At 58.7% G+C, this 13,832-nt stretch carries 9 protein-coding genes and 1 tRNA gene; 6 read left to right on the top strand and 4 right to left on the bottom strand.

What is annotated here, in order from left to right; translation table 11 throughout:
* Nucleotides 1-14: 14 nt before the first annotated feature.
* The 6 genes from GV002_RS06335 to GV002_RS06310 are packed head-to-tail and all read left to right on the top strand — an operon-like array spanning nucleotide 15 to nucleotide 7,274.
* Complete coding sequence (locus tag GV002_RS06335; protein ID WP_160017551.1) at nucleotides 15-1,448, top strand: MBOAT family O-acyltransferase; 1,434 nt, start codon at nucleotides 15-17, stop codon at nucleotides 1,446-1,448.
* A 10-nt stretch (nucleotides 1,449-1,458) separates the two neighbouring features.
* Complete coding sequence (locus GV002_RS06330) at nucleotides 1,459-2,562, top strand: alginate O-acetyltransferase (protein WP_160017550.1); 1,104 nt, start codon at nucleotides 1,459-1,461, stop codon at nucleotides 2,560-2,562.
* Nucleotides 2,563-2,577: 15 nt separating this feature from the next.
* Nucleotides 2,578-3,219: an alginate O-acetyltransferase AlgF gene (locus GV002_RS06325; RefSeq protein WP_160017549.1), complete on the top strand. Its 642-nt coding sequence runs from the start codon at nucleotides 2,578-2,580 to the stop codon at nucleotides 3,217-3,219.
* Between the two features lie 49 nt (nucleotides 3,220-3,268).
* Nucleotides 3,269-4,672, top strand: coding sequence for an alginate O-acetyltransferase AlgX-related protein (locus GV002_RS06320; RefSeq protein WP_160017548.1), 1,404 nt, complete (start codon nucleotides 3,269-3,271; stop codon nucleotides 4,670-4,672).
* On the top strand, nucleotides 4,663-5,778 hold the full coding sequence (locus GV002_RS06315) for a polysaccharide lyase (RefSeq protein ID WP_178094610.1): 1,116 nt from the start codon (nucleotides 4,663-4,665) through the stop codon (nucleotides 5,776-5,778). Before GV002_RS06320 ends, GV002_RS06315 begins: the two co-directional genes overlap by 10 nt.
* Nucleotides 5,779-5,792: 14 nt before the next feature.
* Nucleotides 5,793-7,274 carry a right-handed parallel beta-helix repeat-containing protein gene (locus GV002_RS06310; protein WP_160017547.1) on the top strand — a complete coding sequence of 494 codons (1,482 nt, stop codon included), beginning with the start codon at nucleotides 5,793-5,795 and terminating at the stop codon, nucleotides 7,272-7,274.
* A 60-nt stretch (nucleotides 7,275-7,334) separates the two neighbouring features.
* On the opposite strand, the gene GV002_RS06305 is transcribed toward GV002_RS06310, so the two are convergent.
* The 4 genes from GV002_RS06305 to GV002_RS06290 all read right to left on the bottom strand — a co-directional run bounded on the left by GV002_RS06305 (nucleotide 7,335) and on the right by GV002_RS06290 (nucleotide 13,735).
* Entirely contained in the window at nucleotides 7,335-8,015 is a 681-nt protein-coding gene (locus GV002_RS06305; protein WP_160017546.1) for a polysaccharide lyase family 7 protein, read from the bottom strand.
* 903 nt (nucleotides 8,016-8,918) lie between these two features.
* A complete protein-coding gene (locus tag GV002_RS06300; RefSeq protein WP_160017545.1) occupies nucleotides 8,919-11,690 on the bottom strand; it encodes an RHS repeat-associated core domain-containing protein in 2,772 nt (923 codons plus the stop codon).
* A gap of 19 nt (nucleotides 11,691-11,709) precedes the next feature.
* The gene (locus GV002_RS06295) at nucleotides 11,710-13,260 is read right to left on the bottom strand and encodes an RHS repeat protein (RefSeq protein WP_160017544.1); all 1,551 of its coding nucleotides are present in this window, start codon (nucleotides 13,258-13,260) and stop codon (nucleotides 11,710-11,712) included.
* 385 nt (nucleotides 13,261-13,645) lie between these two features.
* Nucleotides 13,646-13,735: transfer RNA gene (locus tag GV002_RS06290), tRNA-Ser, on the bottom strand.
* Between the last annotated feature and the right edge of the window lie 97 nt (nucleotides 13,736-13,832).

Here is a 13,832-nt window from a genome sequence, read left to right as displayed (position 1 = left end):
AGAGCAGCGCTAGCATGATCTTCGCCTCCAACGTCTTCCTGTTCCTGTTTCTGCCGGTGTTCCTGCTTTGTTACTACATAGCCAAGGACCACTGGCGCTCGTACGTGATCGTGCTCGGCAGCTACCTGTTCTACGCCTGGTGGCGTCCGGACTTCCTGCTGCTGTTCGTCGCCATCTCGTACTGGAACTACTGGTTCGGCCTGCGCATCAAGGCGCGGATCGATGCCGGCGAGAAGAAGATCGCCTTTCGCCTGCTGACCGTCGGCGTGATCGGCAACCTGGCCACGCTCGGCTACTTCAAGTACGCGAACTTCGGTGCCGACGTGCTGGTGGCGGTGCTGGAACCGCTGGGCATCAATACCTTCACCCTGGAACACATCATCCTGCCGCTGGGCATCTCCTTCTATGTGTTCCAGGCGCTGAGCTACATCGTCGACATCTATCGACGCAATGCCGAGCCGACCAATCGCTTCGTCGATTTCGCCGCCTATATAGCCCTCTTCCCGCAACTGATCGCCGGGCCGATCCTGCGTTACAGCCTGATCGACAAGCAGTTGAAGAACCGCACCCACTCGCTGGAGCTGTTTTCCCTGGGTGCCTGTCGCTTCATGCTCGGTTTCATCAAGAAGGTGCTGATCGCCGACTCCCTGGCACCGATGAATACCCTGTTCATTGGCGGCGGTGGCGAACTGCAGATGGCCGACGCCTGGTTCGGCCTGTTTATCTCGGCCCTGCAGCTGTACTTCGACTTCTCCGGCTACAGCGACATGGCCATCGGCCTGGGCATGATGATGGGCTTTCGCTTCGCCGAGAACTTCAACCAGCCCTATATCGCGCAGAGCATCACCGAGTTCTGGCAGCGCTGGCACATGACCCTGGCCGACTTCCTGCGCGACTACGTGTACATGCCGCTGGTACGCAAGCGCCTGACCGGTATGCTCGTCGGGCTGGTCATCACCATGGTGCTGTCCGGGCTCTGGCACGGGCCGAGCTTCGCCTTCATCTTCTGGGGGCTGTTCTTCGGCATAGCCATGGTGCTCGAACGTAAGCTGGGCATCGCCACCAAGGTCAACACGCCCTACAACTTCTGGCGCAACGCCCGCTGCATGTTCGTGCTGGCTTCCTGCATGCCGCTGTTCTTCACCGGCAACCTGCCGCAAGCGCTGCAGGTCTATCAGGCGCTGATCGGCCTCAATGGCATCGGCTCGCTGGACCTTTACTGGTTCGGCACCTCCGCCATGACCATGACCTTCACCCTGATCGCCCTGCTGTGGATCGTCATCGCTGGCGGCATCAACATTCGCTACTACGCCGGCACGCACAAGGACCAGTACTTCATGCAGCACGTCAGCGGTTTCAGCGCCCTGCTGCTGTGGGTCGGCTTCCTGCTGACGCTGACGCGCCTGGCCGCGAACTCCTTCTCACCCTTCCTGTACTTCCAGTTCTGAGGATGCCCCCATGTTTCCGGTGATGAACTCGGCCAGCAAGATCAACGGGATTCTCTTCTGCGTGATGCTGTGCGCCATGTTCCTGTATTCGCTGCCGACGGTGTTCGCCTTCGCCGGCACGCAGACCCAGGCTGTGTCGCTGTTTCTCGACGGCAAACTGGTGCGCAAGTTCGAGCAGTTCTACGACAAGCGCCTGTTCCTGCGCGACCCGTCCGTCGAGCTGTGGGCCAACATCCAGCACGCGATCTTTCGTGAAGGCGCCAGCGGCGTGGTACTGGGGCGTGACGGCTGGTTGTTCACCAATCAGGAATACCTGCAGCCCAGGGACCTCGAGGGCAACCTGGAGCGACAGCTCGTGCTGATCGACAAGGTACGCGCGCAACTGGCGCAACAGGGCGCGCGGCTGATCGTCCTGCCCATTCCGATGAAGCTGGACACCTACGCCGTACATTCCACCTATGCCCCCTCGCAGCCGATCAGCGACCTGTACCAGCACTTCAGCCAGCGCCTGCACGAACACGGCATCGACACCGTGGACCTGCGCAGCGCCTACCAGAACGCGGCGGCCAATGAGCAGCTGTTCCTGCGTAACGATACCCACTGGAGCCCGAGGGGGGCCGAACTGGCAGCGCAAACCCTGGCCGCGCAGTTCCCTGAACTGCAGGGCGAGACCCCTTACCTGACCCAGGCGGTCAGCGAAAAAGAAGTCACCGGCGACCTGCTCAACTACCTCAAGTTCGACCCCAGGCTGGCGCCCAGCTATTTCGAGCCGGTGCATATCCAGCTCTACGAAACCCTGCAGCAGAGCCGCAACGACCTCGCCGACAGCCTGTTCGGCGAAGAGGCCGTGTCACTGGCGCTAGTCGGCACCAGCTACACACGCATCGATGACTGGAACTTCGTCGGTTTTCTCAAAGAGGCCCTGCAGCGCGACCTGGTAAGCGTCGCACTGGAGGCCCGCGGCCCGTTCCAGTCGATGAACGAGTTTCTCGCCGGCCCAGCCGCGAAAAGCACTGAGCTGCAGACCGTGATCTGGGAATTCCCCCTGCGCACCCTGCTCGCCCAGCGTCAGATTCCTTCGCCCCTGGCTACGCCAGACACTGCCCAACACTGACCGAGGTACCGTCGCATGCCTGCCTTCATTTCCCGCGCCCTGATCATCCTGCTGACGATCGCCAGCGCCGCCGCCCAAGCCCAGGACGGCAACGCCGACCTTTACGATCCGGTGGCCCCGGCCAACTCGGCTTTCGTGCGGGTACTCAACCTCAGCGAACGCAACATCGAAGTCACCCTCAGCGGCAAGAACAAACCCCAGGTCGTCACCGGCGGGCAGTTCGGTGGCTATCGCTTCGTTGTGCCGGGCAAGCAGCGCATCGCCGTGGCCAACCAGGCGATCGAGCATGAGCTGAAGGCCAACACCGCCAGCACGGTGATCTACCGCGACGGCCAGCTGCTGCTGATCGCCGACCAGTTCGTCAACGAACCACGCAAGGCGCAGATCGCCTTCTACAACCTCACCGACAAGCCGGCAGCGCTGAAGACCGTCGACGGGCAGCACGTGGTGGTCGACACCATCGAGCGCGACCAGACCGGCAGCCGCATGGTCAACGAGCTGAAGATCGCCTTCGCCGCCTATGCCGACAGCGAACAACTGATCGGTTTCGACGAGCTGTTCCTGAAAAAGGGCCGCTCCTACAGCTATGCCCTGCTACCCGCAGCCAACGGCTACCGCGCGATAACCCTGGCCAACAGCATCGACCCCAGCGAATGAACCCTGAACGGCCGGCCAAACAAGTGAGCGGACGATGATCCCAACGAGCATGAAGCACTATTTTCTACTGGCCATCGGCAGCCTGATCGCAGCAGGCGTACAGAACGCCTCCGCTGCGGCGCAGGGCGAAAAGACCGATGAATGCACGGATTTGCAATGCCTGATCTGCCCGCAACTCAGTGCGCCCGAGGAATATGCCGAAGGCAACATGAAGTCACTCAAGCAGATCGTGCCGGGGAGTGATCGCTGGCTGTTTCGTTCGGAGGTCGACCTGACCAACGAGTTCGGCATTCCGCCAGCCATGCAGCCAGAGTTCGCCCGCCTGATGCGTGCGTTCGCCAGCCATGGCACCCAGGTGGCGGTGGCCGTGCAGCCGACGCGCGGCCTGATGCATCGCGCCCAGCTGCAGCCAGGTCAGATGCATGGCTTCGACTACGCGCGTGCCAGCGCCAACCTGCGCAAGTTCCTGCAGCAGATGCGTGACGGCGGCGCCATCGTCCCGGACATCATGACTCTGGTGGAACAGCCGCCGAAAGATTTCTTCTTCCGCCGCGACCACCACTGGACCCCGGTAGGCGCAGAGGCCACCGCCCGGGTTACTGCCGACGCCATTCGCCAGCACCCGGTCTACGCGCAACTCCCGCGCAAGGGCTACACCACCGAGCGAACCCTGACCCTGTCCAAGGACGGCACCCTCAACCTCGGCCTGGCGGCGATCTGTGGCAACCACTTCGGTTATCAGTTCGTGCCCGGCTACCAGACCGTGCCGGAAGACAACGACGCCGCCCTGCTGTTCGAGGACCAGCCCGACCCGGAAATCGTCCTGGTCGGTACCAGTAACTCCGCCGCCCGTGAAGACGAGACCAAGCAGTTCAACTTCGACGGATTTCTCAAGCAGTACCTGAGCAGCGACCTGATCAACTACGCCCTGCCCGGCGCGGGCCAGGACGGCTCGCTGCTGGAATACCTGCTGTCGTCCAACTACGCCCCGGACAAGGCGCCCAAGCTGATCATCTGGGAGCTGCCGGCCAACTACCGCCTCGATGGCGACCTGATGTACCGCCAGCTGATCCCGGCGGTCAACGGCGGCTGCAAGGCCAGCGACAGCCTGCTCGAAGCGCGTCTCGAACGCCCGGCCATGGGCCTCAACGATCGTCTCGAACTGCTCAGCAACGCCGGTGCGCAGCTCAAGGACCTCAAGGGCCGCGACGCGGTGCTCGACATCCGCATCAGCGACCCCAACATCAAGAACTTCTACATCATCACCTACTACGACAACGGCACGCGCGACAAGGTGTGGTTCCGCCGCGAGGCCATCGTCACCGGCGGCCAGTACTACCTGGAGCTGAGCCGCGCTGCGGAGTTCCGCGACGCCAACCTGCTCTCGGTGCTGCTCGAACCCACCCAGGTCGTGGAGCAACCCTTCCAGATCGAGACCAAGCTATGTCTGTGAGGATGTCGCCCGGCCGCCTGACGGCCATGCTGGTGCTGCTCGCCGGCTCCATGAGCGCCAGCGCCACGCAGTCGATCTGGAGCAACCACGCGCCGAACGTGGCGGCGCAGATGACGGGCGACTACCGCAACGCGAGCTGCCCGAAAAAGCCGCCTGCGGCCTACACCGGGCACCTGCAACTGGACAGCAAGTACGACCAGAGCGACGCCAGCAAATCGCGGTTGGTGGCGCGCCAGAGCAAGGACACCGAGCGCATCCGCCAGCAGGTCAAGCACTACATCGGCGGCCTGGTGAAAGCGACTCAGGTGTTCCAGCGCACCCGCAAGGCCGATGAAGCCACCACCGCCCTGGCCTGCCTGAACCAGTGGCTCGATGCCTGGGCCGGCAAATCGGCGCTGCTCAGCGCCGACGCCAGCAAGACCGGTGTCGCCTCGCGCAAATGGGCCCTGGCTGCCATCGCCTCGACACTGCTCAAGGTCCAGGCCCTGAGCGATCAGCGCTATCAGTTGAGCGCCGTTCAGGCGCGCTGGCTGGGCGAGCTGTCGGCCAAGGTGATGGCCGAGTACGAGCCGCGCCGCTACGACAGCGGCATCTACTTCAACAACCACGACTACTGGGCCGCCTGGGCCGTGGCCGCCACCGCCATGCTGCTCGACGATGACCGCGCCCTGGCCTGGGCCGATGTCGCGCTGCGCCGCGCCTTCACCCAGCTCACCCCCGGCGAGGGCGATTACCAGTACCTGCCCCTGGAGGTCGCTCGCGGCCGCCTGGCTGCCGACTACAGCCACTACGCCCTGGTGCCGCTGATGCTGCTGGTGGAGGCTGCCGAACATAACGGTCGCCCACTCACCGAGCAGGAGCGCGAGAAACTCGCCGGCCTGGCCAACTTTGCCGCGCGCGCCGCGCTGGAGCCCAAGACCCTGGCGGAACTGACCGAGCGCCAGAGCGAAGTCGGCCCGCACAAGATGGTCTGGGTGCTGCCCTTTCTCACTCGCTATCCGCAGCACCAATGGGCCGCACGCCTGTACCAGGCACACGGCAAAGCCATCAATCATTACAGCCAGGTGGGCGGCGATCTGAAACCGCTCTACCCCCAGCTCAACTGACTCAGGATGCCACCATGTCCCAGGCACTGACCCTCTCCCGCGCGCTGCTGCTGACGGCCTGCGCAGCCTGCAGCCTGAGCGCCCTCGGCGGCCCGGCGGCGTTGCACACGCTGGACCCGCAATGGCAACAGCAGCAGCAACAGCGCACCCGCCAGCAGATCATGCAGCACAGCCAGCCACCGGCCTTCGACCTGCCGGCACCTTCGCAGCGCGGCAACGCCAGCCTGGAGCCGATGTATTCGGCGCAGGCGGGCAGTTGGCCGTTCGAGCCGTTCGTGCATAACGGCCTGTTCCGTGCCATCGCCGGCTACCAGGCGCAACACCCGCGCGCCGTGGTCATCCGCGGTGGCAGCGTCAGCCTGGAGCAACTGCACGCGCAACTGAACGACCCAAGGGTTCTGCGTAAGCATGAAGACGGCTATCTGCTCAGCTACCCGCTGATGATTGCCGAAGACGCCGCCCTGCTCGTCGACGACCAGGTGCTCTACCTCTTCGGCCCGTCGGGCACCGCACTGATCAACCAGGGCTTGCTGCAGGTGCAGGGCTCGCGCCTGGAAAGCTGGAGCGACGGCCGCGCGCTGGCCACCGACCGCCCTACCCGCCCCTTCATCATGAACTGGGCCGGCAGCCGTTTGCGGGTTGTCGACTCGCATCTGGTCAAGATCGGCTACAACGCCAACTTCTCCCGCGGCATCAGCAGCGGCATCAGCGCGCAGCAGTCCGCCACCCGGCCGGCGGCGCGCATTCTGATCGACAACAGCCGCTTCGACAGCATGGCCAGCGCCCTGGAGCTGCGCCACAGCGAGGCTCTGATCCGCAACAACCAGTTCAGCCACCTGCAGCAGTACGGCATCGACCTGGGCAACAGCCGCTTCCTGATCGAAGACAACCGCATCGACGGCGTAAAGCACAACAGCGGTATCCGCATCGGCGGCAGCAGCAGCGGGCGCATTCAGAACAACCTGATTTTGCACACCGGCAAGAGCGCCATCGAAGTCAGCGAGCAAAGCGGCGCCCTGCTGATAGAGAACAACCGCCTCGGCGCGTCCAAGGGCTACGGCGTGATGCTGCGGCAGATCAACGGCGGCACCGGGCTGCTGATCGAGAACAACCTGATCGCCAACAACCAGCTCAGCGCCATCGACGCCGGCGGGCTCAGCGGCGCCCTGATCATCGACAACCGCATCCACTCCACCCCGGAATACGCCATCAGCCTGCGCAACGAGCAGCTCACCGCAGGCCAACTGGTCATCACCGGCAACACCCTGGAAAGCATCGGCAAAGCCATGATCCGCGTGGAAGGCATGCAGAATACCGTGCTGGGCAGCAACCAGTACCGCGCCAACCCGCTGTTGCAGAACCTGCTGATCGGCGACCTGCTGCCGCTGCAGAGCCAGATCCTCGACAACACCGTGCGGCGCAACTGCCACCTGCAGATATCCCAGCCCCTGACCGGCACCAGCAGCAGCGCAGACGCCCCCACCTGCACCAACTGACCAGCGCCAGACGTGGCCGAAAGGCCTGCACTCACCCCGCTCCGAGTGCAGGCCGGGAGACTAACGATGCTCGACTTTCAACGCTGAAAATACGGCGGCCCCGGCACTGGTTTCATTGCCGTTGTTGTCGAGCGTGTAAACGCCCGCCTTGAAATACAGGTTGTGACTGGCCCAGGCCGAGTTGAGTACACCGCTCCAGGTCTTGACCGCGCCACCCGGCTCGACCAGGCCAATCGTCAGCCTGCCGTTCTTCGCCAGAAAGACCTCATAACTGAAATCCTGATTCAGCTTGATCTTGCTCGACAGCACGATCTTGGTGGAATTGCTACTGGCCGGATTGCCCCGAAACGAAATCACCACATTGCCATAGCCAGTGGGTGACAAGGATTGATAGCCCAACATCATGGGGGGCGAGGTGCTGTTCTTCGAATGGATCTGGGAAAAGGCGATCAGCCCATTCGACGGCACCTGAGTGATTCTCACCTTAGCGGTCAGCACGTTATCTGCGGCGCGATAGGGCCAGTTGCGCAGAGCGCCGTTGGCGAACGTCTCGCGCAACTCACTGCGCGGATAGGTCGAGTTGGCAGTCGTGGTGCCGTTGACCGGCGCCCAGAAAAACAACTTGCCCTCCTTCGACTGAAAGTAGTGGTCCTGATACCCACCGGCCAGAACGGGGGTGGAAATGACAGTGGCAGGAACACCGACAGGGATAGTGAGGTTCCAGGTGGACAGATCGATCATGGGGGCGGTACTCCGAGGGTGAAACGCTGGTCTACGCCCGATCTATCCATGACCGTGCCGGCATCGCTTCGAGCGTTGAGGCGGAGAATATCGGCACACTCAGCGGCAGTTAACGACCATCCGTCACCATACTGTCGCTATTTTTTTGACCCTTTGAAACATAGCCAACAGCAAAATCTATCCGCCCATTCACCGCTAAGGAATTTCCCAAGCGAAACGCCGAACAGCGCGCCAAAACTGACGGAGTTGGCGCCAATAAACGCTTTGCAGAAATGTGCACCAGCTCGCGCTTTGTAGCGCGGCGGGCGTTGCTTCGAGGGCGTTCGACCATTTGCGGTAGGCCAAGGTGAAGACCCGAAAACGACAAAGCCCCGAAGCGTAATACGGTTCGGGGTCTTGGTTTGGATATGGAGGGAAAGATGGAGATTTGAACCCGTTTTGGCGGGTGCCCGTTGCTGCCCATCGTTGCCCAAAGCCAGCGAAATCGGGGCTTGCGCATCAATCCTACTGCCTAGTATTGCCGGTTGGTGCCCAGTGATTTCGACACTTTTTCGACACATGCTTTTGTGTTTCTACATGTGCAGCCTCAATCTAAAAACCTCATCAGCTTAATTTGATAGCTCTAAGCCGAAAGGGGAAGAACGGCCTCATAACGATGAATACAGCCATCAGTCCGTTAGCTTTGACTATCGCTATAAAGTTCTAAGTCGCTCTCAGCTACTTCCGTTGAGGAGCCATCTTCAAATTCGATTGTATATACCACCCCTTCTGGGAATGATTTCAAAAACTCGCCTCTGCGAGTTTCAAAGACTCCAACGACCCAAGCCTTACTTCCTGGGCGTGCATTAATCGGTGCGGTGTCTATGACTTTAACGATGTCGTCGTAGTTAAATATAGGCATAGTTAATAAATCGGTAGGTGAGGGTTGCCATCAGGAGTTGTCACTCCTGGCCTGTGCCCGTGAGGGCCTTGAGCACGAGGGTCAGATTGAGTTCTATGTCCCCCTCGATCAAGTCGATCTCCCGTAGGTTTGCCGTCTGCCCCTACGACTTGTTGGTAGTCACCATTTGGTGAGCTTTTGGCACTCTGCCCAGTCCCAACTGGAATGGCATTACCATTTTTATCAACAACGACCACCGGTTCATCTACGGGACCATCATATGGGTTAGTGTTACCCTCGCTATCATCGCTCTGTGATGCCTCATTCGCCAGATAACCACCAAGTAAGGCTCCCCCAACAGCTGTACCGATGTAAGCACATGCCGTTGCGGTTGCTTTCGCTAGAGCGCTACAAGTGGCCCAGCCTACTCCAGGTACAAAGCAAAGTGCTGCTACTGCAAGCCCTTTGGGGTCAGAATACTTCAGTGGATTTCCATAGACGTATCCATATGTGTTCAGCCCCCCCATTAGCCCAATTGGATCACTCTCAACATAGCGCCCCATCTCTGGGTCGTAATCGCGGAAGTAGTTGTAATGCAGCCCGCTTTCCTGATCGTAGTACTGCCCCGGAAACCGCAGGTTGATGGCAAGGCTTCCCGTTGTCTGGCCCACGCCAAAGGCATCGGACACCCAACTCCAGACGGGCTGCTGGCTCTGATTGGTGGCCAATCGCGGCGTACCCAGATGATCGATATGCAGGTAGAAGGGGGTACTCGATGCAATACTGCCGTTGGCGGCATAGGTTACGGTGATACCGGCCACTGGCAGGTTGTCCAGCCAGATGTAGAACTGACTATTTTGTTGTTGCCCTGCTGCGCTGATGCTCCGTTCTTCCAGCAGTTGGCCGCTGGGGTCATACAGAAAAACAGTTGTTCCGCTGGTGGTAATTTTGTGCGTGCGTTGCCCGAGGGCGTTGTAGCGGTATTCGGCAACCGTTGCACCGCCGATCTTTACCCGTGACAGCCGATTCTGCTGATCGTACTCCAGTTGTCGATCAGGGCGATCTTGCGTCAGGTTGCCGGCTGCATCGCTGGTTACTGGCGTTCCCGCTATTGCAGCGAGTCGGTTGCTGTTAGCCGCATAGCTGAGCGGAATAGTTGATCCCTGTTGTGGGCTGCCATTGGCGATGGGCGTGGCCGTTTTGCTTATACGGTTCCCAACAGCGTCATAGGCATAGCCCTGCTGCAGGTCGGCGCGTTGCTCCGAAGTGAGGCGATCCAGGGCGTCGTAGCCGTAGCTGAGATTACCTAGCAAGCTGCTCTGCAGGCTCTCAATATTGCTGTTGGCATCGTAGCCGTAGGTGCTTGTCCAGGTCGCGACCTGCTGCTGGGTCAGGCGGTAGTCCTGATCGTAGGTTCTCGACAGGCTCACGCCGTTGGCCCATGTCAGGCTTTTCAGGGGGCCGAAGGGGAGGTACTGGATCTCACTTACGAGAGCGGTTGGGTTGAGGTCTCCCACTTGCAGCTGGATCTGGCCAACCTGTCCAGCGCCATTGCGGGCATAGATGATGCTGAATCCAACGGGGTAGTTGATCCGGGTGAGCTGATTGGCGCCGTCATATCCGTAGCCCAGGCTGTCGTAATGATCCGCCCCGACAACGTCTATCGAGCGCAACTGTTCGGTGAGATTGCCACGGGCATCATAGTGATAGCCGATTACGCCGCTGGCATCCTGAATGGCCGTCATGCGCCCTATGCCATGATTGCCCTCGGCCGTCATGTCGTAGTGGTACTGCACGTTCAAGGCTGGGTTGGCTGGGTACTGGCGGGAGACCAGACGGTTCAGCGCGTCATAGGCGTAGAGGGTGACGACGCCTCGGGCATCGGTCTTGCTGATGACGTTGCCTGCTGCGTCATGGCTATAGGTGGTGGTACCGCTGTCCGGGCTGATCAGCTTGGTCAGGTTGCCCAGACCGTCGTATTCATAGCGCGTGCTGACGCCGCGTGGGTCCTGCACCAGGGTCAGGTTGTCCTGAGCGTCATAGGCGAGCTGAGTCACCCCGTTAAGCGGGTCGGTACTCGATACCAGGCGATCGAGGGCATCGAAGCTGCTGGTCGTGCTGTGCTGCTTGGGCGTTCGGCTCAACGTGGGATTATCATTGAGGTCGTAACCGTACTGCTGGGTCTGACCAGCTGCGCCCACACTGCGCAGCAGACGCCCTAACTCGTCGTAGGCCCAGGTCTGCAATTGGGTGAGATTGTTGCTGGCATCGCTTAGGCGCTGAGCCGTGCGATTGCCCATGGCGTCGTAGTCGTACTCGACCGTTTCCCCGAGGTTATTGCTGATCGCTGTCAGGCGCCGCGCCGCGCTCCAGGTGTACGCCAGCCAGCTGCCATCACCTCGGGTGACTTTGGTGATCTGGCCAATGGCGTCATGTTCGAAGCTGGTGGTGCTGCCAGCGGTACTGATGGAGGCCAGCCAGCCTTGAGGCGTATAGCTCAAGGACGTGGTGACGCCATTGGCATCCACCAGGGTCTGGGGGTTGCCGTAAGTGTCGAAGTTCGAAAGCTGAGTGATATGACCCAGGGCGTTGGTGACTGTCGTCAGACGGCCCTGGGAATCGTAGGCGTAGGTGGTGATGTCCGAAACGTCGGTACGCGGGCCGTTGGCAGTCTCGATCAGGCCTTGGCTATTGTATGTGTAGCTCCAACTGCGTGTGGATGCTTGAGCATCGGCGGCAATTAGAACGGCAGCCAGAGCCAACGACAGCACGCTGAAGCGATGCAAGATGTTCATTGTTCAGTTCCTTCTGCTGTCAGCGCTGGGTTACGGACTGGCTCGTTTGCCGCCCTTGAGTATCATAGGTGTACTGGGTAGTTCGATCAGGTTCCGTGATCATTACTGGCAAGAAAAATTCAGGGTGCCATTCGGTCGTAATAGTTCGAGCTTGTGGTGTGCCAATGGCTTCTGTACGCGACGCTTCTAAACCACGTGAGTTATAGGTATAGCTGGTCAGAACTCCTTTTTTGTCAGTTTTAGTTGCAAGTAGGCCGCGTGCATCGTATGTGTAGTTTGAATTTGACGCAGGGCAATTAGGCGAGGGCTCGCCTACAATTGATGTAACTCTTTTTACTCCAGCCCCTCCAAGTATATTCAAAAATATTTGGAAGGTATATTTTGTTCTTTTTCCTAACGGATTAACAACGGTAACGCTCCCGTCATCTGCATACTCGATATGAGTCGCCCCACCAGTTGCAGCGTTTTCACTGAGAATGGGGCGCCGCTGAGCATCATAAGCCCAGGTCACATAACGGATACCACGCTCATCGGTAATCCCTGTCAGCAAGCCTTTGTGTGTTTGCTCATAGTGAAACTGAATATTTGTAGAGGCGCCACCTGTAGACTTGTTAATTCTTGTTATTTTGTCAGAGTAATACTCAAAACTTGCAGTCCCCTGTGGAGTTTCAATTGAAATTAACTTCCCGTAACCATCCCTGGAAAGGGTAATCTCATAGCCATGCATGGAGCTAACGGTTATCACAGATGGTGAAGCAGCATAGCTCAATGCCAGCTCATCATTAGCGGTTTTAATTTTTATTAGTCGGCCATATGTATCGAAAAATAGCTTCTCGCCAGTATCTCGCGAAAGAGTCCACTCGTTTGTATCCTTTCGCAGCATATCCACACTTTCATGAGCACGCATTTGGCCGGTTACACCTGCAAAGCTAAGTGTTCGCCCATCACCGAGCACAACATAGGTACGCGTCCCATGCACATATAAACGATCAGAGTATGTATGAGACCACGCTAGCTGCGCGCTATTATAGTGAACCGAAAACTCAAGCACTCCGACAGGAGCCCTGTACAAATTCACTTGCTCATATTTATTGGCGGAAGCAAAGTTTATAGGGTTACCCGCGTAGACTCCCGGGCCGTTATTGCTTACATGACAAGGGTCGTTGCCACCTCCAGATTGCAAGCCTGGGGTAAGGTCTACGCAGCGCCCTAGTATATCGTCGTACACTCTGCCTGGATAGCAGCCATTCCCATATCTAACTGCCGCAATATAGTATCCGTCAATAGAGTATGCAGGCGTTGGTGTGTACCACTTTCCGCACTTAGTACCACTGCACTGGCTTAACCTCAAGTGACAATATGCATGAGTCTTATTTGGGGTTGTGAACACCACGTCGACAAGTTCTTTTTTTCCATTGAACCAAGTGGATGCCACACCTGCGGAACACGCATAATAAGGACTAGTAAAGCTCCCGATCGCATAACCGGATATGTACTTCCAGTAATACTCTTCCGATTGAGCCGAAAAAGAGACCAACAATATTGATATATAGAAGAAGATCCGTTTCACTATTTTACTCCCTGAGAAGTGACTTTTACCTTTGGAGTCTCAACATGCAGAAGTCATATCTACCCACCTTACCAGCATGGTAATTTACATGGCTGGCCTGTTGAGATTTTGCAGTTGAGTTTCAAGCTTAATTATTGCCTAGAAGGCTTGCCATGCAAGCTCCTTCTATAAGTAGAGAAGGAAACCGCTGCCCAAACCGGGCATGTGATGCGGGTGCTGTACAAAACCTGCGCAGCCTAGATCCGTCCGGACCTATTAGTCGCAAATCTATGCTAGCTGCCGTAGTGGAATCAACCGGCTTACGACACTTCTTCGACACCTTGCATGCCGTAGAAAGCAAAAGCCCCCGAAACTCTAGGAATTTCAGGGGCTTAGGCTTGAGATATGGCGGGAAGATAGGGATTTGAACCCTAGGTGCCATTGCTGACACAACGGATTTCGAATCCGTCCCGTTCGACCACTCCGGCATCTTCCCAAGCGGCGCGAATCATAACAGCTGAATGCGCTTTGGCGAAGCTTATTTTGAAAAATTTTCGTGTTCTATCAGACGCTTGTGAAAAAGCCGGGGGATG

The organism is Pseudomonas sp. 8O, from assembly GCF_902506495.1.
Lineage (GTDB): Bacteria > Pseudomonadota > Gammaproteobacteria > Pseudomonadales > Pseudomonadaceae > Aquipseudomonas > Aquipseudomonas chaetocerotis.
This window is presented reverse-complemented; position numbering and strand designations above follow the sequence as displayed.

Coding starts and splice junctions, on each gene's coding strand:
- GV002_RS06330 (WP_160017550.1), top strand. CDS start 1,459: ATGTTTCCGGTGATGAACTCGGCCAGCAAGATCAACGGGATTCTCTTC.
- GV002_RS06310 (WP_160017547.1), top strand. CDS start 5,793: ATGTCCCAGGCACTGACCCTCTCCCGCGCGCTGCTGCTGACGGCCTGC.
- GV002_RS06300 (WP_160017545.1), bottom strand. CDS start 11,690: ATGAACATCTTGCATCGCTTCAGCGTGCTGTCGTTGGCTCTGGCTGCC.
- GV002_RS06320 (WP_160017548.1), top strand. CDS start 3,269: ATGAAGCACTATTTTCTACTGGCCATCGGCAGCCTGATCGCAGCAGGC.
- GV002_RS06305 (WP_160017546.1), bottom strand. CDS start 8,015: ATGATCGATCTGTCCACCTGGAACCTCACTATCCCTGTCGGTGTTCCT.
- GV002_RS06325 (WP_160017549.1), top strand. CDS start 2,578: ATGCCTGCCTTCATTTCCCGCGCCCTGATCATCCTGCTGACGATCGCC.
- GV002_RS06315 (WP_178094610.1), top strand. CDS start 4,663: ATGTCTGTGAGGATGTCGCCCGGCCGCCTGACGGCCATGCTGGTGCTG.
- GV002_RS06335 (WP_160017551.1), top strand. CDS start 15: ATGATCTTCGCCTCCAACGTCTTCCTGTTCCTGTTTCTGCCGGTGTTC.